The organism is Streptomyces sp. NBC_00690, assembly GCF_036226685.1.
Taxonomy (GTDB): domain Bacteria; phylum Actinomycetota; class Actinomycetes; order Streptomycetales; family Streptomycetaceae; genus Streptomyces.
The window spans coordinates 7,295,766-7,320,525 of record NZ_CP109009.1; the positions used below are offsets into that span (position 1 = coordinate 7,295,766).

Annotated in this window: 4 protein-coding genes; all 4 read right to left on the reverse strand. The window is 69.2% G+C overall.

Annotated features, from left to right (window positions below; translation table 11 throughout):
- Positions 1 to 131 precede the first annotated feature (131 nt).
- The 4 genes from OID54_RS31810 to OID54_RS31825 are packed head-to-tail and all read right to left on the reverse strand — an operon-like array spanning position 132 to position 24,301.
- Positions 132 to 347, reverse strand: a complete 216-nt coding sequence (locus tag OID54_RS31810; RefSeq protein ID WP_329025179.1) for an MbtH family protein — start codon at positions 345 to 347, stop codon at positions 132 to 134.
- Entirely contained in the window at positions 344 to 1,681 is a 1,338-nt protein-coding gene (locus OID54_RS31815; RefSeq protein ID WP_329025180.1) for a lysine N(6)-hydroxylase/L-ornithine N(5)-oxygenase family protein, read from the reverse strand. Before OID54_RS31815 ends, OID54_RS31810 begins: the two co-directional genes overlap by 4 nt.
- The gene (locus tag OID54_RS31820) at positions 1,668 to 17,711 is read right to left on the reverse strand and encodes a non-ribosomal peptide synthetase (RefSeq protein ID WP_329025182.1); all 16,044 of its coding nucleotides are present in this window, start codon (positions 17,709 to 17,711) and stop codon (positions 1,668 to 1,670) included. Before OID54_RS31820 ends, OID54_RS31815 begins: the two co-directional genes overlap by 14 nt.
- 11 nt (positions 17,712 to 17,722) lie before the next feature.
- Positions 17,723 to 24,301 carry a non-ribosomal peptide synthetase gene (locus OID54_RS31825; protein ID WP_329025184.1) on the reverse strand — a complete coding sequence of 2,193 codons (6,579 nt, stop codon included), beginning with the start codon at positions 24,299 to 24,301 and terminating at the stop codon, positions 17,723 to 17,725.
- Between the last annotated feature and the right edge of the window lie 459 nt (positions 24,302 to 24,760).

Sequence of the window (24,760 nt, forward strand, 5' to 3'; positions counted from 1 at the left end):
CGGTGTTCACGAGGCCGCCGATGACATGGGGCGGTTTTCGCGGTCACCGCCCCTGGACCTGGATGCCGGGTAGTACGGGGACCTCATGCGCGGCAGGCCCCGTACCACCAGCGGCTCGATGTCGTACGGGGTCAGTCCTCAGCCATGGCCCGCTGAAGGCTCCGGGGCCGCATATCGGTCCAGTTCTCCTCCACGTACTCAAGGCATGCGGCGCGGGTGTCATCGTTGAGGACGATGCGCCAGCCGTCCGGGACGGCCGCGAAGGTGGGCCACAGCGAGTGCTGGTCCTCCTCATTGACCAGCACATGGAAGCGCCCGTTGTCATCGTCGAACGGATTGGTGCTCATACGCGGATCCCCTCTTCTTCCTCGGCCGCCTGGTCTGCGGCTGCTGCTGCGGCAACGCGCCTTTCCAGGATGGAATTCGTGATCTCGCCGCTTCTGACGGCCAGGTTCGACAGCAGGGACGACGATAGTCCGTGGGTGTGCTCGGTGCCGCCCTGTAGATAGATCCCGCAACTCAGGGCGTCCGTAGTGGCCAGTCGGTAGTCACGGGTGACGCGGTATCTGCCCTCGGCGTCCCGCAGGCAGTGGTCGCCCACGCTGCCGAGGATCTCGGAGGGGTCCATCGGGTGGTAGCCGGTGGCGCAGACCAGCACGTCGACGTCGAGGTCGTACGATTCGTCCGCGGCCAGGGAGTGCACCGTCACCCGGGTGTCGTTCGCGCCGTGCTTGACGTCCACGACCCTGGCCAGGTTGACGAAGTCCAACCGACCCTCTTCGCTCACCTCATCGGCGTACGCACGCTGATAGAGGTCACTGAGCACCTCGTCGTCGACGACTGAGTAGTTGGTGTTCTTGTGGTAGTGCCAGATCGCGTCCTTCGAGCGGTCCGAGCCCCGATAGAACTCGTCGGTCGCGTTCGGATCGAAGACCTGGTTCGCGAAGGGGGTGTTGTCCGCGATGGAGTAGCCGTACGAAGGGAGGATCGCCGAGACCGTGGCGTCCCGCGCGTTGTCGTGCAGAAAGCGGACGATCTCCGCGGCGCTCTGGCCCGCGCCGACGACCGCCACGCGCTTCAGCCCGGCACTACCGCGCTCCCTGAACCGGTGCAGGAACTCCGAGCTGTGCCAGACCGACTCACCGCGCTCGATCCCGGTGGGCATGCGTGGCACGAGGCCGGTGGAGACGACGATGTTGCGTGCTTCGACCACCCGGACGCCGCCGGGCCGTACCGGATCGTCCACCGCCAGTCGCACATGGCGTGCCGGACCCTCGCCATACGCCTGGGGCAACTGGACCGCCGTGACACGAGAGTTGTAGGAGACGCGATGCGCCACCTTCGCCGCGGCCCATTCCAGGTAGGAGTGGAATTCCTGCCGGGACGGAAAGAAGTCCTGGTTGTTGACGAACCGTGCCAACCGCCCCTTTGCGTGGAGGTAGGAAACGAAACTGAACTCTGAGACGGGATTGCGGAAGGTGGCCAGGTCCTTGAGAAAGGAGACCTGCATCTTCGTGCCGGACATCAGCATGCCGCGGTGCCAGCTGAGCGTCGGTTGTCGCTCGAAGAAGATGGCCTTCAACGGTGTCTGCTGCTCCTCCAGCGCCACGGCGAGCGAAAGGTTCGAGGGCCCGAATCCGATTCCCACGACGTCGTACATTTCAGGTTCACGCGTTTCCACGGAATTTTCCCCTCGTTGAAGCCGGCAGTGCGGCGCCGATGATCCGGCAGATTTCCGCTGCCGGTCCTGGCAGATACATGTCGCCGTGCGCGCTGTTGATGTCGTGTTGCCGCACCGTGCCCGTGACATGTGGCCGCCACAGACCCGCGAAGGACCCTTCGGCCTTCGGTACGGCGTTGAAGAAGAGGACGTCGCCCCGGTAAACGGGCTGGTGGAACTCGGGCATGAGCGCGGTGTGATTGACGATGACGGAAACGGCGTTCGTCAGGAACGCTTCACCGTCCGCCGTACCGGACAGACCGGTGAGGTGTTCGGTGAAGTACTCCCGCAGATCGGCCGCGGTGGGCGGCTTCTGCTCATGCAGATAGCCGCTGGGGACGCTGTCCAGGAGGGCGAGGAGTGCCACTTCGTGCCCCTGCGCCTGGAGTGCTGCCCCCATCGCATGGGCGAGGGTGCCCCCGATGGACAGACCCATGAGGTGGTACGGGCCCTCGGGCTGCACGGCCTGAATCTCGGCGATGTAGTCGGTGACCATGTCGTCGATGGCGACTGGTAGCGGGGTCGTGCCGTCGAAGCCCTTGGCCTGGATGCCGTTGACCGGCCGCTCCGCGGGGAGCAGTTCGGCGAACCCCAGATAGGGCCAGCAGATGCCGCCGCCGGGGTGGATCCACCACAGGGGTTCGGTCCCAGGGCCGCCCGCGCCGTCCGTGGCGCCGGGCGCGATGGACAGTACCGGGGCGAACGGGTCGACCTCGGGAACCGTACCGTCGGCCGCCGCTTCGGATTCCAGGTGTTGGGCCAGTCCGGCGACGGTGGGCGACTGGAACACGGTGCGCAGCGGCAGTTCGGCGCCGAGGACCACCCGGATGCGGTTGATGAGCCTGGCTGCCAGGAGCGAGTGGCCGCCCAGGGCGAAGAAGCCGTCGTCGATGCCGACCCGGTCGACGCCCAGCACCTCCGCGAACAGGCCGCACAGGATCTCCTCGCGCGGCGTCCTGGCGGGCCGACCGGTCGAAGCGGCGCCGTAGTCGGGTGTCGGGAGCGCGCCCCTGTCCAGCTTTCCGTTGCGATTGAAGGGCAGCTCTCCGAGCACCGTCACGGCCGCAGGCACCATGTACTCCGGCAGACCGGCGGCCAGATGGCGGCGCAACTCGGCCGGCAGTACGTCCTGCGGGGCGTCGTCGGCAGTGCCGCTCGGCACCACGTACGCGGCCAGCCGGCGGTCGCCATCGTGTTCGTCGACGACCACGACGGCCTGCGCGATCGCCCGGTGCGCCAACAGCGCCGCCTCGATCTCGCCGGGCTCGATGCGGAAGCCGCGTATCTTCACCTGGCCGTCGGCCCGTCCCTGGAACACGAGCTGCCCGTCCCGACCGTGCACGACCAGGTCACCCGTGCGGTACATCCGCTCGCCGGGCGGTCCGAAGGGGCAGGGCAGGAATCGCCCCGCCGTCAGACCGGGGCGCCCGACGTATCCCCGCGCCACACCAGGTCCCGCGATGTACAGCTCGCCGGCCCGGCCCGGCTGCACCGGGCGGAGCGCCCCGTCCAGGACATACAGCCGGGTGTCCGGGATCGGGTGGCCGATCGGCGGCAGTCCGGTGTTCGCGGCGAGCGGTGTGCTCATGGTGACGCAGGCCGTGGTCTCTGTCGGCCCGTAGACGTTGACCATGTTGCGCCCGGGCGCCCAGGCGGCCACCAACTCGGGCGGAGTCACCTCACCCCCCACGACCAGGGATTCAACGCTGGTCAGTGCGCCGTGGGACACCATAGCGAGCATCGCGGGCGGGATCATCGCATGGGTCACGGCGTGCGCGGCGATGGTCTCGGAGAGCGCGGTCCCCGGAGCAAGACGGGCGGTGTCGGCCATCACCACGGTGGCGCCCGACAGCAGGACCGTGAACATCTCGCAGAGCGATACGTCGAAGCTGGGTGAGGCCAGTTGCAGCATGCGGGTTTCGGCGGTCACACCGAGCCGTTCCACATGCCCCCTGACGAGGGCGGCGATACCGCGGTGGGTGACGGCCACGCCCTTGGGACGACCGGTGGAGCCCGATGTGTAGATGATGTACGCGGTGCCGTCCAGTACGGCGGGACCTGCGGTGGAATCCGCGGCGGTGGCCCCTTCGGTGGCGTCGGCCGCTTCGGCCACTGCTGCCTCGTTGGGCCTATTGGTGTCTTCGGTGTCGACGCGGAAGGTGACCACCGGTGCGGTAGCCAACGCGTCGGCCGTCGTTGCGTCCCCCAGGGCCAGTCGAGCCCCCGAGTCCTCGGCCATGAAGGCGATGCGCTCGGCGGGGAGAGCCGGGTCGACGGGAAGGTACACGCCACCGGCCCGCATCACCGCGAGCAGCGACACCACGAGGGTGGGGGAGCGGCGCAGCGCGACGACCACCACCGTCTCGGGTCCCACGCCGCGCCGGGTTAGTTCGGCTGCGAGCCGCTTCACCCGAGCGTTCAGTTCGCGGTAGGTCAGCGATTCAGCGTCGTGGACGACGGCGAGTGCGTCCGGGTTCGCCGCGGCCTGGGCGGCGAACAATCCGGGAACCGTGTCCTGCGGGGTGTTCACCTCGGTGGAGGTCGTGCCCCCGGCCCCGGGCCCCGGCTCATGGAGGGCACCGATGGGTGTGTCGGGGGCGGTGGCGAACCGCGTGAGCACGCGGGCGAACCGGGCGGCGATGCCCTCGACGGTCGCCGTGTCGAACACATCGCGCTGGAACTGGAGGACCACGCGGAGGTGGGGGTCGGCGGTCGCGGCGACACCGAAGGGGTAGTGGGTGCCGTTCACGGAACTCGCAGCGGTGATCTCGATCCCGGCCGACCTGTTGGCTTCGCCAATGCCCGCCCGGTCGACGGGGAACGACTCGAAGACCGTCACCGTGTCGAACAACACCGGCAATCCCGCGGCCCGCTGGATGTCGGCGAGCCCGGTGTGGTGGTGGTCGAGGAGGGCGCTCTGTCGGTCCTGTAGGTCGGTCAGGAGAGTGCCGATGCTGTCCCAGGGCGTCATAGCGACCCGTACGGGAAGGGTGTTGATGAAGAGGCCGACCATGGCGTCGACGCCGGGCACTTCGGCGGGCCTGCCCGACACCGTCGCTCCGAACAGCACGTCCTGCCGTCCGGTCAACTCTGCGAGGACGAGTGCCCAGGTGCCCTGCACCACGGTGTTGAGCGTGATCCCCAAGTTGCCTGCCTGTCGGGCGAGTTCCAGGGCGGTCGCCGCGGGCAATGTGACCTCCAGCTGCCCGGTGCTGCCCTGGTCCGCATTGATCCCGGTGTCGGGTGCGAGCAGCGTGGGTTCTTCGACTCCGTCGAGTTCGGCGGCCCAGGCGTCGATGGAGCTCTGCCGATCCCGTGTGGACAGCCAGCGCAGGAAGTCCCGGTAGGCCGGCGGGGGCATGAGCTCTGATGCGTCACCACCCGAGCCGTACAGCCGCAACAGCTCCTCGGTGAGCAGCGGCAGCGACCAGCCGTCGAAGAGGACGTGGTGGGCGGTGAACACCAGCTCGGCGCGGCCGGGGCCTCGGGTGATGAGGGTCATGCGGAGTAGGGGTGGTGTCGCCGGGTCGAAGTGGGCGCGTTGGTCAGCGGTCAGGATGCGCTGGAACTCCCGCTCGAACGAGTCCTCTTGGAGCGTGCCCAGGTCGTGGTGTTGCCAGGGGAGTGGGGTGTGGTTGAGGACGAGTTGGATGGGGTTGCCGGTGTGGTTGTTGGTGTAGGCGGTGCGGAGGGTGGGGTGTCGGTTGAGGAGGGCTTGGCTTGCGGTGTGCATGCGGTGGGGGTCGATGGTGCCGGTGAGGTGGTAGATGAATTGGACGTGGTAGGCGTCGAAGGTGGTGTCGGCGAGTTGGGCGTGGAAGAGGAGTCCGGATTGGAGGGGGGTGAGGGGCCAGATGTCGGTGAGGTGGGGGTAGTGGTGTTCCCAGTGGTCGATCTCGCTTTGGTGTACGGAGACCAGGGGTACGTCGGAGGGGGTGAGGCCGCCGGCGCCGGGTTGCCGCACATGCTTGGCGAGTGCTTCGAGCGCCGCACACCAGAGAACGGCGAGCTCCTGGGCGTCGTCCCTCGTCAAAACCCCCGTGGGGAAGTCGAACCGGGCCCGTAGTTCCGGGCCGCCCTCGGAGTCCGTGACATAGGCGTTCACGTCCAGGGTCGCGAGCGCGGGGAGGTGAGGGTCGAGCCCTGCTGTGATGCCTGCGGTATCGAAGGCTTCGGTCCAGGCGAGGCCGCGGAGGTGTTTGGGCATGTCGGTGGTGGAGTAGCGGCCGAGGTAGTTGAAGGCGATTTGGCCGGTGGGGTGGGGGGCTAGTTGGGGGGCGGTTTCTTGGTTGAGGTAGCGCAGGAGGCCGTAGCCGATGCCTTTGTCGGGGATGGTGAGGAGTTGTTCTTTGATGGTTTTGATCAGTGTGCCGGCTGCGGGTCCTGCGGTGAATGCTTCGTCGAGGTTGGTGTTTTCGATGTCGAGGCGTACGGGGTACATGGTGGTGAACCAGCCGAGGGTGCGGGAGAGGTCTGCGCCGGGTACCACGTCTTCTTCGCGGCCGTGTCCTTCGAGGCGGACTAGGAGCGAGGACTCGTCCACTCCGCGATCCCGACGCCATGTGGCCACCGCCAAGGCCAACGCTGCCAACAGGCCGTCGCCCGCGCCACTGCGGAACACCCCCGGCAACACCGTCAACAACGCCTCCGTCACCTCCGGCGAAACCCGGGCCTCGATGCTGTCGACCGTCGACTGGACATCAACGGCCGGGTCGAGCGCCCGCCGCCCGAGGAGGGGATCGGAGCCGTCAACAGCCGCTAACCAGTACGGCAGTTCGGCGGCGCGGGTGTTGTTGTTCGCTTCGTCGTGCAGGGCGTGTGCCCAGCGTCGTACCGAGGTTCCCACTGCGGGCAACTCGGGACGCAGTCCTTCTCGCACGCGTTGCCATGCTTGCGCCAGATCGGGCAGCAGCACCCGCCAGGACACCCCGTCCACCACCAGGTGGTGCAACACGATCAACAGACGGCCTTCACCGGGCAGCCAGACGAACTGGGCCATCACCCCCGCCGCAGGATCGAGGCGCCCGGTCGCCGCATCCAACTCGACCTGCAACAGGGCGTCCTCGTCGGCGCGTCGAATCAGCGAGCCGATGTCCACCGAACCCCGGGGCCCTACCTCAAGCCCACAGTCGACCAGACGCGCACGCAACACATCATGCGCATCCACCACCGCCCCCAAAGTCAACACTAACCCCGCACCATCAATCCCCCCGGGCAGATCGACGACGGTGGCCATGGCGAACCGATCGGTCCCCAAGCCCAGTTCAAGGAGGTACGCGCCCAGCGGCAGCAATGGCATCCAGCCCTCACCGCGCCCCGCCAGCTCCGCGAGGACATCGGGGGTGGCGGCTGTGTCCATGGCGTCGGCGAGCTCGGCGACGGTGCGGCGTTCGAAGATTTGGCGCGGGGTGATCTCCACCCCCTGTGCACGGGCCCGTGACACCACCTGGATGGAGCGGATGCTGTCACCACCGATGAGGAAGTAGTCGTCGTCGATGCCGACCCGGTCCACACCGAGGACCTCGGCATACACCTGGGCCAACGTCGTCTCCACGGGGGTGCGCGGCGCCCGGTAGACACTCCCCGTACCGGCAGGTTCGGGCAGTGCGTCGTGGTCCAGAGTGCCGTCGGGCGTCAGCGGCAGCCGGTCGATGACCAGGAATTCCGCGGGAACGGCGTGCTCGGGGAGACGCGCGGCGGCGTGGGCGCGCAGTTCGGCGGGGGAGAGCCCGGCGGTGAAGTCCATGCTGGCCTCGCCCTCGGCGGTGGCCGCTGGGACCACGTAGCCGATCAGGCGGCGCCCGGCGCCCCGGCCGGTGTGGGTGGCGGCCACCGCGCGGGCGATACGGGCGTGTGCGCCCAACACGGCCTCGACCTCGGCCAAGTCGACCTCCATGCCCCGGATGGTGGTCCGCGCCGTGTCGCGCATGGGCCCGACCGCCCCAAGGGGCGTTTCGGGGTCGGCCAGGAGGCGGTGCAGCGTACTGACGAATCCGGTGGTGATGCCCTCGGCGGTGGACCGGTCGAAGAGGTCCGTGGCGTATTCGAGGCTGCCGAGCACACCCCGCCCCGGTATGTCGGCCATGGTGAGGAACAGATCGAACTTCGCCGTGTCCGTGGCGATCGTCTTCAACTCCGCCCGTAGGCCGTGCAGTTCGAAGTCCCCTTCCTCGATGGCCTGCCAACCGAACATCACCTGGAACAGCGGGTGATGGGAGGTGGACCGGTCGGGGTTGAGGAGCTCCACCAGGTGCTCGAAGGGCGCGTGCTGGTTGTCGTACGCTGCCAGCGCCTTGTCCCGCACCTGCTCGACGACGCGGGCGAAGGTGAGGTCGGCGGGGAGGTGGACGCGCAGCACCCAGGTGTTGACGAAGAAGCCGACCAGCTCGGCGAGGGCCGCGTCGGTACGGCCGGCGATCGGGGAACCGACGGTGATGTCGTCGCCGCTGCCGAGCTCGCGCAGCTGCACGGCGAGGGCCGCCTGGAGCACCATGGGAACGGTCGCCCGGTGTGCGGTGGCCAGTGCCTCGACGGCTGCCACGAGTGAGGATTCGAGGGTGAAGTCGACGAGGTCGCCGCGGTGGCTGGCGGCCGACGGCCTGGGACGGTCAGTGGGCAGCGGCAACGGCTGTCTGGTGTCCGCCAGTTCGGTGCGCCAGTAGGCGGACTGCCGGGCCAGGACGCTGTCGGGATCATCCGCATCGCCGAGGAGTTCGCGCTGCCAGAGCGTGTAGTCGGCGTACTGGACGGGCAGCGGGGTCCAGCCGGGTGCGTCGCCCCGCTTGCGTGCCTCGTAGGCGGTGGCCAGGTCACGGGTGAGGGGGGCGAGCGATTCGCCGTCGCCCGCGATGTGGTGCATGACCAACAGCAGTACGTGGTCGTCCGGACCCTGCGTGAAGACATGCGCGCGCAGGGGTAGTTCGGTGGTGAAGTCGAAGGCGTGGCTCACTTCGACGGCGATGAGGCGCTCGACTTCCTGCGGACCCGTGCTGGTGACGGGCAGGGCAAGGGCCGCGGCATCTGGGGTGAGGATGTGTTGGTGGGGGACGCCGTCGTCCTCGCCGACGAGGGTCCGCAGTGTTTCATGGCGGGCGACCACGTCCTGGAGGGCTGCTTCCAGCGCCGTGAGGTCGAGCGAGCCTTCGAGGTGCAGCACCACGGGCAGGTTGTAGGTGGCGGAAGGGCCTTCGAAGCGGTCGGCGAACCAGAGCCTGCGTTGGGCGAAGGACAGGGGAATGCGGTCCGGACGGCCGCGTACTGCCGATAGCTCGGTCCGGACGGTGGGCGGGGCGGAGTGCTGGTGTGTCCGCGCCGGCAGGTGTGTCGCCAGTTCGGCGACGGTCGGCGCATCGAAGACGGCACGGATCGGCAGTTCGGCGCCGACGACGGTACGGAGTCTGCTGATGAGCCGGGTTGCGACCAGGGAGTGCCCGCCCAGGGCGAAGAAGTCGTCATCGATGCCGACCCGGTCCGTGCCGAGCACCTCCGCGAACAGGGCGCAGAGGGTCCTCTCCAGATCGGTGTGCGGTTCCCTGGAGCCCTCGGCGCCGCCCGTGGCTTCGGGAGCGGGCAGCGCGGCCCGGTCGAGCTTGCCGTTCGTGGTGACGGGGAGCGCATCGAGGAAGACGAGGGCCGAGGGCACCATGTAGTCCGGCAGCAACGCTGCGGTGTGCTCCTGGATTTCTCCGGTGAGCTGTCCGGGGTTGTGCCAGGTGCGGTGTCCTTCGACGGGCTGGACCGTGCCCCTGGGGTGGTCGTCGGCGGGCATGCGCACCGCGTACAGCGAGTACATGCCCGTTCTCGCGAGCTCGTCGGAGTTCTCCACCGTGGTGTGGAAGCCCTGGTTGTTCAGGAGCTTCACCACGGTGTTCAGACGGCCTTCGATGTCATGGACCTCCGCGACGATCTGCCGGACGAGCGGCCAGTGTTCCGGTTCGATGCCGAGCAGGATGTCGAGTTCGCTCTTCTCCGCGTCGATCTTCAGCAGGTCGATGGTGCTGATGCCGTTCTCCCTGATCATCTGGGAGAGGGTGCGCAGTTCGACGTCGACGAAGACGCTGCGCAGCCGGTTGGTCAGCAGCTCCGCGAGCATCGCGTCGTCCTGGCCTTCGGCGCCGTCTGGGGTGCGAGGGGTGCGGCGTTCGTTCTCGATGACGCGTTCCAGCATCCGGCGCTCTTCGGCCTCGTCGGCGAAGCGCCCGGAGAGCAGGGACATCTCGGGGTAGTACGTGAAGTCGGCGCGGCCGGGTTCGCGGCCGAGCGCACAGGTGGCGATGTGGACGTCGATGTCGTGCAGTTCGGCGTTGAGTCGGAACATCGCTGCCAGTTCGGGCATGGGCTCGAAGGCGTGGATCACAGCGTCGGGCCGCAGTGTGTTCACGTACAGCGAGAACATGCCGACGTGGCCGCCGACGTCGACGACGCACGCTCCCGCGGGGAGGGTCACTCCGCCACGGAGGTACTCGTTCCTGGTGAAGATCTCGTCGTACAGGAAGAGGGTGTTCGACCGGTTGCGGGCGGCCACCAGCATGCCGTTGGGCAGTTCGTGCAGCTCCACGCCGTCCAGCCGGCCCGCCCGCCGGAGTGCGACGGCCCTGGCGACGTCTGCGGCCGTCCCCGGCGCCGGTACGACGTATCCCACCAGTTGTTGTCCAGCCGGTGTGTCCCGGGCGACGACGGCGGCGTGTTCGACTCCGGGGTGGGTGCTCAGGGCGCTCTCGATCTCGCCGAGTTCGATGCGCATGCCGCGCACCTTCACCTGGTCGTCGGTCCGGCCGAGATACTCCAGGCGGCCTTGCCCGTCCCAGCGGACCCGGTCCCCGGTGCGGTACATGCGGCTGCCCGGAGCGTCGAACGGGTTGGCGACGAAGCGCTCGGCGGTGAGTGGGTGCCGATGGAGGTAGCCGCGGGCCAGTTGGTCGCCCGCGATGTACAGCTCGCCGGCTACGCGAGGGGGTACGGGGTTGAGGTGGCCGTCCAGGACGTAGAGCCGGGTGTTCCACACGGGCCCACCGATCGTGACCCTGCCGGTGTCCGTGCGGGGGCAGTGGGTCGCGGTGACGTCGACGGCGGTCTCGGTGGGGCCGTAGAGGTTGTTCAGCGGCGCGTCCAGGACCGTGTAGTACTGGTCGCGCAGGTGCGGCGGGAGCGCCTCACCACTGCAGACGACCTGGCGCAGGCTGGTGCAGGCGCGTGCCGACGGCTCCTGGAGGAACGCCTGGAGCATGGACGGGACGAAGTGGACCATGGTGATCCGGGACTCCCGGATCAGCCGGGCCAGATAGGCGGGGTCGCGGTGGCCTCCGGGTTTGGCCACGACGAGCTCGGAGCCCGTGATCAGGGGCAGGAAGAGCTCCCACACCGATACGTCGAAGCCGAGCGGGGTCTTCTGCATGATCCGGTCGTCGGTACCCACCCGGTAGGCGTGCGCCATCCACAGGAGTCGGTTGACGATGGCCGTGTGTCCGACGACGACGCCCTTGGGGCGACCGGTCGATCCCGAGGTGTAGAGGACGTACGCGGGATGGGCGGGGGTGAGGGGCCGTACCCGGTCGGCGTTGCTGAGGTCCGACGCATCCATGAAGCCCGCGCCTGTGCCCAGCTCCGTGCCCGTAGCCGGGTTGGTGTCCTGGAGGACCAGGGTCGGATCGTCGACCGCGATCTGTCGGACACCGCCCGGCGCGGGTGAGCTCGTTGTGGTGAGCGTGAGCAAGGGGCGTGCGTCCTCGTGTAGAAATCCGATCCGCTCGACGGGGAGGCCCGGGTCCACGGGTAGATAGGCGGCGCCCGCCTTGAGGATCGCGAGCAGGGCGACGATCAGTTCGGTGGACCGCGGCAGCATGACGGCGATGGTGTCCTCGGGGCCGGCCCCTTGGGTGATCAGATGTCGGGCGAGCCGGTTCGCGCGCCGGTTGAGCTGTGCGTACGTCAGGGTGCTGCCGTCGAAGGTGACGGCGGGGGCGTCCGGGGTGCGGGCGGCCTGCGCCTCGAACGCCTCGGGGACCGTGCTGGCCGGCACCGCTCTGGCGGTGTCGTTCCAGGCTCTGACGACCTGGTTCCGTTCGACCGGGTCGAGGATTCCGATGTCCCGTACCAGACGGTGGGGGTCGTCGGCGATCTCGCCGAGTACCCGTCGGAACCGTTCGGCGATCGATGCCACCGCGTCGTGGTCCAGCACCGAGTGCTGGTGCTGGAGCGCGATCCGCAGATGGGGGTCGGCATCGGCGGTCACCGCGAGGGGGTAGTGGCTGCCGCTGAACGGGGTGAGACCGGTGATGGTCACTCCGGCCGCGCTGTTGGCCTCGCTGATGCCGATGCGGTCGACGGGGAACGACTCGAAGACGACGACGGTGTCGAAGAGCACCGGCAGTCCTGCGGTCCGTTGGATGTCGGCGAGCCCGTAGTGGTGGTGGTCGAGGAGGGCGGCCTGTCGGTTCTGGAGGGAGTTCAGCAGGTCGGCCGCTGTGTCCCCCGGTGCGTAGTCGACTCGTACAGGAAGGGTGTTGATGAAGAGGCCGACCATGGTGTCGACACCGTCGACCACGGCGGGGCGGCCCGAGACGGTCGCGCCGAACAGCACATCGTGCCGACCGGTGAGCTGTCCGAGCAGCAGCGCCCATGCGCCCTGGACGAGGGTGCTGAGCGTGACGCCCAGTTCGGCGGCCCGACGGGGGAGCGAGATCGCCAGCTCGGCCGGGAGCGGAACGTCAACCGATCCGATGTCCGCGGTGGCCCCCTCGGCTGCGGTGTCGGGGACGAGCAGTGTGGGCTCGTCGACTCCGGCCAGTTCGGCGGCCCAGGCGCGGGCAGCCGCGTGATGGTCCTGCCGGGAGAGCCAGTCAAGGAAGTCCCGGTAGCTGCGTACGCGGGGCAGGGCGGAGGGGTCGCCACCCGAGCCGTACAGCCGTAGGAGATCCTGCATTAGCAACGGTACGGACCAGCCGTCGAAGAGGACGTGGTGGGCGGTGAACACCAGCTCGGCGCGGTCGGGCCCCAGGGTGATGAGGGTCATGCGGACCAGAGGTGGTGTTGCCGGGTCGAAGTGGGTCTCGCGGTCCTGGGACAGCAGCCGTTCCAGTGCGTCGGCGCCGTGCCCCGTCAGGTCGTGGTGTTGCCAGGGGAGTGGGGTGTGGTTGAGGACGAGTTGGATGGGGTTGCCGGTGTGGTTGTTGGTGTAGGCGGTGCGGAGGGTGGGGTGTCGGTTGAGGAGGGCTTGGCTTGCGGTGTGCATGCGGTGGGGGTCGATGGTGCCGGTGAGGTGGTAGATGAATTGGACGTGGTAGGCGTCGAAGGTGGTGTCGGCGAGTTGGGCGTGGAAGAGGAGTCCGGATTGGAGGGGGGTGAGGGGCCAGATGTCGGTGAGGTGGGGGTAGTGGTGTTCCCAGTGGTCGATCTCGCTTTGGTGTACGGAGACCAGGGGTACGTCGGAGGGGGTGAGGCCGCCGGCGCCGGGTTGCCGCACATGCTTGGCGAGTGCTTCGAGCGCCGCACACCAGTGATCGGCGAGCTCTTGCACTTCCTGCGTGCTCAGGATGCCGGTGGGGAATCCAAACCGGGCGGTGAGGCGGGCACCGTCCTTGCCCTCGGTGACGAGCGCGTTCACATCGAGGACGGACAGGGCCGGCATATCGGCATCGGGAGCGGCGACGGTCGTCGCCGTGCCAGGGCTCTGGGTCCAGGCGAGGCCGCGGAGGTGTTTGGGCATGTCGGTGGTGGAGTAGCGGCCGAGGTAGTTGAAGGCGATTTGGCCGGTGGGGTGGGGGGCTAGTTGGGGGGCGGTTTCTTGGTTGAGGTAGCGCAGGAGGCCGTAGCCGATGCCTTTGTCGGGGATGGTGAGGAGTTGTTCTTTGATGGTTTTGATCAGTGTGCCGGCTGCGGGTCCTGCGGTGAATGCTTCGTTGAGGTTGGTGTTTTCGATGTCGAGGCGTACGGGGTACATGGTGGTGAACCAGCCGAGGGTGCGGGAGAGGTCTGCGCCGGGTACCACGTCTTCTTCGCGGCCGTGTCCTTCGAGGCGGACTAGGAGCGAGGACTCGTCCACTCCGCGGTCCCGACGCCATGTGGCCACCGCCAAGGCCAACCCTGCCAACAGGCCGTCGCCCGCGCCACTGCGGAACACCCCCGGCAACACCGTCAACAACGCCTCCGTCACCTCCGGCGAAACCTCCGCCCACACATAGTCGAGGGTGTCCACCACATCGATGACGGGGTCCAGGGGCCTACGACCGAGATCGGGATCCGGGCCTTCGACTGTGGCTCGCCACCAGCCCAGTTCGGCGGCGCGGGTGTTGTTGTTCGCTTCGTCGTGCAGGGCGTGTGCCCAGCGTCGTACCGAGGTTCCCACTGCGGGCAACTCGGGACGCAGTCCTTCTCGCACGCGTTGCCATGCTTGCGCCAGATCGGGCAGCAGCACCCGCCAGGACACCCCGTCCACCACCAGGTGGTGCAACACGATCAATAGACGGCCTTCACCGGGCAGCCAGACGAACTGGGCCATCACCCCCGCCGCAGGATCGAGACGCCCGGTCGCCGCATCCAACTCGACCTGCAACAGGGCGTCCTCGTCGGCGCGTCGAATCAGCGAGCCGATGTCCACCGAACCCCGGGGCCCTACCTCAAGCCCACCGTCGACCAGACGCGCACGCAACACATCATGCGCATCCACCACCGCCCCCAAAGTCAACACTAACCCCGCACCATCAATCCCCCCGGGCAGATCGAGCACCATCGACATGGAGAACCTGTCCATGCCGCCCCCCAGTTCGAGGAGGTACTCGGCGACGGGGAGCAGTGGCATCCAGCCCTCGCCGCCGCCCTCCAGCTCTGCGAGGCATTCGGCTTCGCCGCCCGTGGTGCCGGCAACGGTGGCGAGTTCCGCGACGGTGCGGCGTTCGAAGATCTGGCGCGGGGTGATCTCCACCCCCTGTGCACGGGCCCGTGACACCACCTGGATGGAGCGGATGCTGTCACCACCGACGGCGAAGAAGTCGTCGTCGATGCCGACCCGGTCCACACCGAGGACCTCGGCATACACCCCTGCGAGTATCTTCTCGGGCACGGAGTCCGGGGCGCGATAGGTGCCGCCCTTGAACTCGGAGGCGGGGAGCGCGGCGCGGTCCAGTTTGCCGTTGGGGGCCAGGGGGAGCCGGTCGAGCATGACGAAGGCCGAGGGGACCATGAACTCGGGGAGGCGGCCCGCGACGAAGGTGCGCAGTTCGGGTACGGAGACGCCTGCCGTGAGGTCGACGTCGATGTGACCGATGCTCTCCACGGTGCCGAGACCGCCGACGCCCACCGGAACGATGTATCCGACGAGTTGGGTGCCGCCGGGCCGTTCGTACGTGGTGACCACGGCGTGGCCGACGCCGGGGTGGTCGGTGAGGGCGGCTTCGACCTCACCGGGTTCGATGCGGAATCCGCGTACCTTCATTTGGGCGTCATCGCGCCCCGCGAACGCGAGGTGTCCTGCGGCTGTCCAGCGGGCGAGGTCGCCCGTGCGGTACATCCGGGATCCGGCGGGGCCGTACGGGTCGGCGATGAACCGGTCGGCGGTGAGCGCGGCACGGCCGTGGTAGCCGCGGCCCACGGCGCCCGCGACGTAGAGTTCGCCGATGACGCCGGGCGGTACGGGCCGGAGCCCGGGCCCCAGGACATAGGTGCGCATATTGCCGAGCGGTCGACCGATGGGCGCGCTGCCCTGGGCGTCCGGCACCGCGGTGGGAGCGACGAGCGCGGTCGCGTAGAAGCTCTCGCTCTGACCGTAGGCGTTGATGACGCGGACTCCGTCGAAAGCCTTCTGGACACGGTCGACGAGGGATGCGGGGAGGGCCTCTCCCGCGAAGACAACCGTGTCGACGGTGGTGGTGTCCGCGATGTGGTCGATGAGCTCGGCGAAGACGGAGGGCACGGTGGAGATGACGCTTCCGGACCAGGACGGCCGTTCGCCCAGCGCCAGGACGTCACGGACGACTTCCACGGTGCCGCCGGTGCCGAGGGTGGTGATGATCTCGAAGACGGAGACGTCGAAGTTGATGGAGGTGCCCGCGAGCATGCGCGAGTCGGGGCCGATGCCGACGACGTCGGCGAGTCGGCTGACGCCGTTGACGATGCCGTGGTGGGTGATGGCGACGCCCTTGGGAGTGCCAGTGGACCCCGAGGTGTACATCACGTAGGCGATGTTGTCGGGACGCGGCGGAGGCCCTGCCAGTGGCGGAGGCTCGACGTCCGATTCCTGCGCGAGGGTGTCCAGATGGAGGCGGGGAGTGCCGTCGTCGGGGAGCGTCGGTGCCGTGGCCGTGTCCGTGAGGACGAGCTGGGGGCGTGCCTCGGCGAGGATGAAGTCAAGGCGCTTGCTGGGGTATCTGGGGTCGATCGGCAGATAGGCGGCGCCCGAGGTGAGGATGGCGAGCAGGGCGACGACCAGGTCCGCCGAGCGCGGCAGGGCCAGGGCGACGAGTGTCTCGGGGCGGGCGCCGCGCCGGTTCAGCTCGTGTGCCAGGTGGGCGGCGCGCGTGGTCAGCTCCTGGTAGGTGAGCTGCTGGTCCTCGTGGATGACGGCGATGGCCTCCGGGGTCGCCTCCGCCTGACGGGCCAGTAGCTCAGGGACGGTCAGCCAGGGCTCGTCGGTGGCCGTGTCGTTGAACCCGGCCAGGAGAGCGTGTTCGGCCCGGTCCATGACATCGACGGCACCGATGCGCGTCGCGGGCGCGGCGGTGAGGGCGTGCAGCACGCGGAGGAAGCGCTCTCCGATGCCGGTCGCCGTCGACGGGTCGAAGAGGTCGGTGGCGTACTCAAGCTGGCAGCTCATGCCCTGGTCGGGGGCGCCCGTGGCGAAGTTGAACTCCAGGTCGAACTTGGCGGTCGGGGTGGAGACCGCCGTCAGTTCGGCCGTCAGCCCCGGCAGGGGGAGGTCGACGCGCGTGTGGTTCTGCCAGGTGAACATGGTCTGGAAGAGCGGGTGGTACGCGGTGGAGCGCTCCGGGTTGAGTGCCTCGACCAGCCGCTCGAAGGGCACGTCCTGGTGGTCGTACGCCCGCAGCGCGGTCCTGCGCACCCGGTCGACGAAGTCGCCGAGCGTCGGGTTGCCCGAGAGGTCGGCGCGCAGCACCCAGGTGTTGACGAAGAAGCCCACCAGGTCGGTCAGTGCTTCGTCGGGGCGCCCGGCGGCGGTGGAGCCGATCGTGATGTCGTCGCCCGCGCCGAGGTGGTGGAGGGTCACGGCCAGGGCCGCCTGCATCACCATCGCAGTCGTCGCACCCCTGCCGTGCGCCAGCTCTTCGGCCGCCCTGACGAGCTCGGGTGCGATGGAGAACTCGACCATGTCGCCGCGGTGACTGGCGGCCGAGGGCCGCGGCCGGTCGGTGGGCAGCCGCAATTGCTGAGGAGCGCCCGCCAGCTCGGTGCGCCAGTGGGCGATCTGGGTGGCGAGGACGCTGTCCGGGTCGTTCTCATCCCCGAGCAGTTCGCGCTGCCAGAGTGTGTAGTCGCCGTACTGAACCGGCAAATCAGGCCAGAGCGGCGGCTCGTCGCGCAGCCTGGCCGTATACGCGGCGGCCAGATCGCGGCCCAGCGGTGCCATCGACTCGCCGTCGGCGGCGGCGTGGTGCACGACCAGGGCGAGGACGTGTTCCCCGGGACCGAGGCGCAGGACCCGGGCCCGTACGGGAATCTCGCTGGCGAGGTCGAACCGGTGGCTGACGGCTTCGGCGAGTGCGGCCGTCTCGTCCTCGGGGGCGATGGCGATGATCGGTACCGGCAGGTCCAGTTCGTCGGTCGGGATCACGCGCTGGGCAGGGAGCCCCTCGGTGTCCTCGACGAACACCGTACGCAGGCTTTCGTGCCGGGTGACCACGTCGCGTACGGCTCGGGCCAGTGCGTCCGAGTCGAGCGTGCCGGTGAGACGGAGGACGAACGGAAGGTTGTAGGTGGCCGATGGCCCCTCGAACCGGTCGATGAACCACAGTCGCCGCTGTGCAAAGGACAGGGGGATCACTCGGCGTCTCCTCATCGGTCGGTCATTCGGCGCAGGCGGGGCCTGCTCGCGGTGGCCAGGGCGTCGAGCTCGCGTGCCAGTTCGGCGACGGTCGGACGTTGGAAGACGGTGCTGACCGGGACCTGCCGGCCGAGCTCCGCGCGGATCCGGCTGATCAGCCGGGTCGCGACCAGGGAGTGCCCGCCCAGGGCGAAGAAGTCGTCGTCGATGCCGACCCGGTCCGTGCCGAGCGTCTCCGCGTACAGCCGGCACAGGGTCTCTTCGCGGGCGTCGCGGGGTGCTCGGTAGGCACCGCCGGTCAACTGCGGTTCGGGTAGCGCCGCGCGGTCCAGCTTGCCGTTCTGCATCAGCGGGAGTGCATCGAGGACGACGAACGCGGCGGGCACCATGAAGTCGGGGAGCTTCTCGGCGAGGAAGGCGCGCAGGACGTCGGCACTGCCACCGGGGGTCACGTACGCCACGAGATGACCGGAGGCGCCCGGTTCCTTGTCGTCCTGGACGGTGACGACCGCCCGGTCGACGTCGGGGTGCGCGGTCAGGGCCGCTTCGACCTCGGCCGGTTCGAGGCGGGCGCCGCGGATCTTGACCTGGGCATCTCCGCGGCCGGCGTACGCGAGGTGTCCTTCAGCGGTCCAACGTGCCAGGTCCCCCGTGCGGTACATGCGTGCGCCTGCGGGCCCGAACGGGTCGGGCACGAAGCGGCTCGCGGTGAGGGGCGCGCGCCCTCGATAACCGCGGCCGACGGTGGCTCCCGCTACGTAGAGCTCGCCGATCACACCGGGTGGCACCGGCCTAAGCCCGGCCCCGAGCAGATACACGCGGACGTTGTCGAGGGGCGCCCCGATGGGAGCGCCGGCCGCGTCACCAACCCATTCGTCGCTCCCGGCGAGGGCGTACGTGGTGGCGTAGAAGGTCTCGGTCTGCCCGTAGCCGTTGACGACGCGGACACCGGGCATCGCCTCGCGGATGCGTCGCAGCAGTGAGGTGGGCAGGGCCTCGCCCGCCAGCATCACTGTCCTGGCACTGATCCGGCCCGGCACCCGGTCGAGGAGTTCGGCGAAGGCCGAGGGGACGGTACTGATGGTGTCGCCGCGCCAGCCGTCGCGCTCGCCCAGCGTCAGGATGTCCCTGACGATCTCGACGACGCCTCCCGTGCACAGCGTTGAGAAGATCTCGAACACCGATACGTCGAAGTTGACGGATGCCCCGGCCAGCATCCGGGCACCGGTTCCCACATCCAGGGATGTGGTGAGCGCGGGCAGGCAGCTGGTGATGTTGCGGTGTGAGATGGCGACGCCCTTGGCGGTGCCGGTGGACCCGGAGGTGTACATCACGTACGCCACGTTGTCGGGTCGGGGCCCGGGACCCGGCGGCGCTTCGCCGTCGACTCGCTCCAGGTCCTCCAGGTGCAGCCTGGGTGCGTTGCCCGGGGGCAGACTCTGTCCGGTGTCCTGGTCGGTGAGGACCAGTGCCGGGCGGGCATCGGCGAGCAGGAACTCCTGACGGCGGGAGGGGTACTTGGGGTCGACCGGAAGGTATCCGGCGCCGGACTTGAGGATGCCGAGCAGCGCGACCACCAGGTCCGCCGTGCGCGGTAGGGCCACGGCCACGAGTGTCTCGGGGCCCGCGCCGTACCCGCGCAGGACGTGTGCGAGCCGGTCCGCCCGATCGCTTAGTTGACGGTATGTCAGAGTCTGCGAGCCGGAGACGACGGCGAGGGCCTCCGGGGTCGCCGAGGACTGTCGGTCGAACAGCTCGGGGACGGTCACCGGGAAATCGTCAGTGGTGGTGTCGTTGAACTCGCGCAATATGCGGTCGTGTTCGGCCGGATCCAGCAGATCGACGGAGGCGACGCACTGCCCGGGGTCGGCGGCGATGTCCCGCAGGACATGTCCGAAGCGTCGGGCGGTGGTGTCCACGGTGGCGGGGTCGAAGGCGTCCCGCCGGTACTGCAACACCAGCCGCAGGGGGGCGCCGCCGTCGGCGGGCAGCGCCATCACGGAGAGCGGGTAGTGGGTGGTGGCGAACGGCCGCAGTCCGGCGAGGCTGATCCCCGCGTCCTCGCTCGCCTCGGTGATCCCGGCCTGGTCGAGCGGGAAGGACTCGAACGCCACATAGGTGTCGAACAGCGCGGGAATGCCGGTGGCCCGTTGGATCTCGTGCAGTGGATGGTGATGGTGGTCGAGGAGCCCACCCTGCCGCTCGTGCAGTGCGGTCAGGACGGCTGCGATGGTGTCACCGGGCGCGCATCTCACCCGTACGGGCACGGTGTTAAGGAAGAGCCCGACCATGGACTCCACTCCGGGGATCGCGGGCGGGCGGCCCGCGACGGTGGCGCCGAACACCACGTCCTGACGTCCCGTGAGCTGTCCCAAGAGCATGGCCCACGCGCCCTGGACGACGGTGTTGAGGGTGACACCGAGCTCCGCGGCACGGCGGGCGAGCGCCCGGGCGGTGTCGGCGTCCAGTGGCACCGGGAACTGGCTGACACCGCCGCTCTCGGTGGTGTGAGTGGTGGATTCCGGCTGCGTTCCCGGTTGCGGGGCGAAACCGAGGGCCGGTGTGAGGAGCGCGGGTTCGTCGAAGCCGTCGAGCTCCTCCTGCCAGGCGCGGGCCGAGGCGGCGCGGTCCTGCCGGGACAGCCAGGCCAGGAAATCCCGGTAGCCGCGCGCCCGGGGCAGTGCGGAGGCGTCGCCGCCCGAGCCGTACAGCCGCAGCAGATCCTGAGCGAGCAGCGGTATCGACCAACCGTCGAAGAGCACGTGGTGGGCGGTCAGAACCAGTTCGGAGCGTCCCGGCTCCATGGTGATCAGCGTGAGGCGCAGCAGGGGCGGCGCCTGCGGGTCGAAGCGTTCCGCCAGGTCATCGGAGAGCAGTCGGGCGAACGCCGCATCACGCTCGGCGCCCGAGAGTCCCGTCAGATCCACCTGGTGCCATGGCAGCTGAACGTCCTCGACGACCAGTTGGACCATGTCTCCCGTCGCCGAAGGCACGAACACGGCGCGCAGGGCGGCGTGCCGGTCGAGAAGCGCCTGCCCCGCCGCTCGCAGCCTGGCCGGGGCGACGGGACCCGACAGATGGAGGGTGTACTGCACCTGGTAGGCGTCGAATTCCGGCCCGCCCGCCTGCGATTCGTAGAGCAGCCCTGCTTGCAGTGAGGTGAGGGGCCAGACGTCCTCGATGCCGGGGTAGCGGCGCTCCCACTTCTCCAGATCGCCCTGGCCCACCTCGACCAGCGGTACGTCCGATGGGGTCAGTCCGCCCGCGCCCGGTGCGGTGGCGTGCCGGGCGAGCCCTTCCAGCGCGGTGCGCCACAACTGTGCGATGTGTTGGGTCTCTTCAGGCGCCAGGACTCCCGTGGGGGCCCCGAACAGCGCGCCGAGACGGGGTCCATCGGGGGTGTCGGTGACCATGGCGTTGATGTCGATCTCGGACAGGGCAGGCATGTCCGCGGCATGTCCCGCGTCGAGTTCTGCCAGTTCGGAGAAGGCGGTGAGATCGTCGGTCTGGGTCCAGCCGAGGCCGCGCAGTTCCTCGGGCATGTCGGCGGTGGAGAACCGGCCGAGGTAGTTGAACCCGATCTGACCGAGCGGGTGGCCGCTCAGCGCGGCGGCGGTCTCCTCGTTGAGATGGCGCAGCAGTCCGTAGCCGATGCCCTTGCCGGGTATGGCGGCTATCTGCTCCTTCACGGCTTTGATCACCGCGCCCGCAGCGGGACCGCCCGCGATCGCCTCGTCCACGTCGATCCCCGCGAGGTCGAGACGGACGGGGAAGACGCTGGTGAACCAGCCGACGGTACGGGCCAGATCCGCCCCGGGTACCGCGTCCTCCTCGCGGCCGTGACCTTCGAGCCTGAGTAGGGTTGAGGGTTCCTCGACTCCGCGTTCCCGACGCCACTTGACTGCCGCGAGGGCGAGCGCGGCCAGAAGCGCGTCAGCGGCGGAGCCGCGGAACGCCTTCGGTACGACCGTCAGCAGTGTCTCGGTGACGGCGACAGACAACAGCACCTGCGTCTTGTGCACCGTGGCCGTGAGGTCTTCGGCGGGATCGAGCCGCCGGGCCCCGATGAGCGGATCGGGGCCCGCTACGACCGACTGCCACAGGGGCAGTTCGGCGACCCGCCCGGCGGCAGCCTCGTCGACGAGGGCGTGGGCCCAGCGTCGTACGGAGGTGCCCACGGCGGGGAGCTCGGGGGGCTTCCCTACTCTGATCCGGTCCCAGGCGGCAGCGAAGTCCGGCATCAGGATGCGCCACGACACCCCGTCGACCACCAGGTGGTGCAGTACCACCAGTAGCCGTCCGGGGCCGGCGCTCGGGCCAGGGTCGAACCAGATGAATCGGGCGACCACGCCCTTTGCAGGGGCCAACAGGGCGGCGGCGGAGTCGAGTTTGCCGAGCAGGAGTTGCCGCCAGGTCGAAGCTGCCCAGTCTCCGTCGCAGTCGACATGTTCGATCAGCGAGTCCACGGCGACAGATCCCGGTGGAGCGGTCAGCAGCCCGTCCGCCGTCAGTGTCGTACGCAGCAGGTCGTGCCGGTCGACCACCGCGGCCACGGTCGCTGCGAGGGACTCCCCGTCGATGTCCTGCGGCAGTTCGAGGACGACGGCCTGGGAGAGGCTGTCGAAGCCGGGCCCGAGGTCCTGGACCCACCGGGCGACGGGCATCAACGGCATCGGCCCGACGCCGCCGCCGGGAAGCTCCGCGAGTCCCGACTCCCATCCGGGCCGCTGATCGGCTAGGGCCATCGCCGCCTCGGCGAGCCGGGCGACCGTCCGGAGCTGGAAGACCTCGCGCGAGCTGAACGTCACCTGCTGGGCGCGGGCCCTGGTGACCACCTGGATGGCTTGGATGCTGTCGCCGCCCAGGGCGAAGAAGTCATCGTCGGCACCGGCCCGCTCCAGCCCGAGCACCTCGGCGAAGAGGCCAGCGATGACCTCCTCGACAGGGGTGCGGGGAGCACGATAGACGCCTCCGGTGAACTCGGGGGCGGGCAGGGCGTCCCGGTCGAGCTTTCCGTTGGGCGTCAGCGGCAACGCCTCCAGCACCGTGAACGAGGCGGGCACCATGAACCCGGGCAGCCGGGCGGTCACAAAGCCCCGCAGCTCGCTCGCCGAGATGCCGGACCCGAGCGCGAACTCGGGGCTACCGGGCGCGGCGGCGGATTCGGTGCAGTCGGTGTGGTCGGTGTGGTCAGCGAATGGGGCGGTGGAGTCGGTGCATGGTCGTGCCGTGGCCGCGCGGGGGACCACGTAACCCGCCAGTTGTCTGCCCGGGCCCCCTGCCTCGCCCTCGCGGACCATGACCGCTGCTTGACCCACTCCCGGGTGCGACAGCAGCACCGCCTCGATCTCACCCGGTTCGATGCGAAAGCCCCTGAGTTTGACCTGGGCATCCGTGCGGCCCATGTGCACCAGTTCGCCCCCGGGGGTGGTCCGCACCACATCTCCGGTGCGGTACATCCGTTCACCCGCGGGGCCGAACGGGCAGGCCACAAAGCGTTCCGCGGTCCCCGCCGACCGGCTCAGATAGCCGCGGGCCACGCCGATGCCCGCGAGGTACAGCTCGCCCGGTGCGCCAGGTGCCACAGGCCGCAGCTCATCGTCCAGCACATGGGCGCTCATCGCGTGCAGGGGCCGCCCGATGGGTATGTCCGCCTCGGCGGCCGTACCGGGGGCAGCCGGGTGGGCGGTCGCGAAGACCGTTGTCTCCGTGGGCCCGTACACATTGATGAATTGCGTCTCCGGGCAGGAGTCCTGGGCCCTGCCCACTGCCTGCGGAGAGACTCGCTCGCCGCCCGTCCACACCTCGTGGAGCCCGGCGAAGCAGTGCGGGTCCTCCTTCGAGAGAAGGCTGAACAGGGCGCTGGTCACGAAGACGACGGTGATGCCGTGGCGCTCCACGAGGGCGGCCAGCGACACGGGGGTGAGATCGGCCGCGGGGTCCACGACGACCTGGCCGCCGTTCAGCAGCGGCACCCACAACTCGTACACCGAGGCGTCGAAGGACAGCGGGGAGTGCAGCAGCACCCGAGCGTGCGCGCTACCCTGCCAGCGTTCGTCCACCGCCAGGCCGACCACATCGCGGTGGGTGATGCCGATTCCCTTGGGCGTCCCCGTCGAACCCGAGGTGTAGATCACGTATGCGAGCCGCGCGGGGTGCCGCACCGGTTCCGGCACCGGCCCCTGTCCATCCCGCTCCAGCTCCGTCAGCCCCACCCGGGGAAGGTCGTCGGGAAAGCCCTCCACACCGTCCGCGTCCGTGAGCAGCAGGACGGGCCGCGCGTCGTGCACCATGAACTCCACGCGCCGCGCCGGATAGTCGGGATCGACCGGCAGATACGCGGCGCCGGCCTTCAGCACCCCGAGCAGGGCCACCGCCAGCTCCAACGACCTCGGCAGCGCGACCGCGACGAGCGACTCGGCACCGACCCCGCGCCGCCGCAACTCGGCAGCCACCCGGTCGGAGCGGACATCGAGCTCCCGATAGGTGAGCCCGCCGTCGCCCGCCACGATCGCGGTCGCCTCTGGAGCCTCCTCGACCCGCAGTGCAAAAAGCGCGGGAATCGTCCTACCGGGGACCGGCATCGCCATATCTTCGGAACCCTTCAGCGACCGGTACGGCTCCACCGGATCACGCACGTGCATCACCCCACCCGAGCAAGTGGATTCGGAGAATCGATTGGCGTTGCGCTGATGTCCGCGACATCAATAGTCAATATCGGATGCGGCGATGACACACCGCCGATGTGAATCCTCGGGAAACCCAGCTGGATTTCCGGGATGCGACTCCCGCAAGGCTCAGCACAGAGCCCCGGGACCACCCCAGCTTCATCCCTGGGAGCTACCGGGGTCAAGCGTGCGTCGGTCCCACGGGAACGGCTCCGGGGCTCCGGCCCTGTCCCGTCGGCAGGACAAAGGACAGCTCCGGCCGCGCCCTGTCGACGGGACAACGGAGCGAACCCCCACCCGCGCATGGCGGGCACGGGCAGGCGCCGTCCAACTCCACCGCGGGGCAGGGGCAATGACCGATTGCACGGCATTCACCGCCTC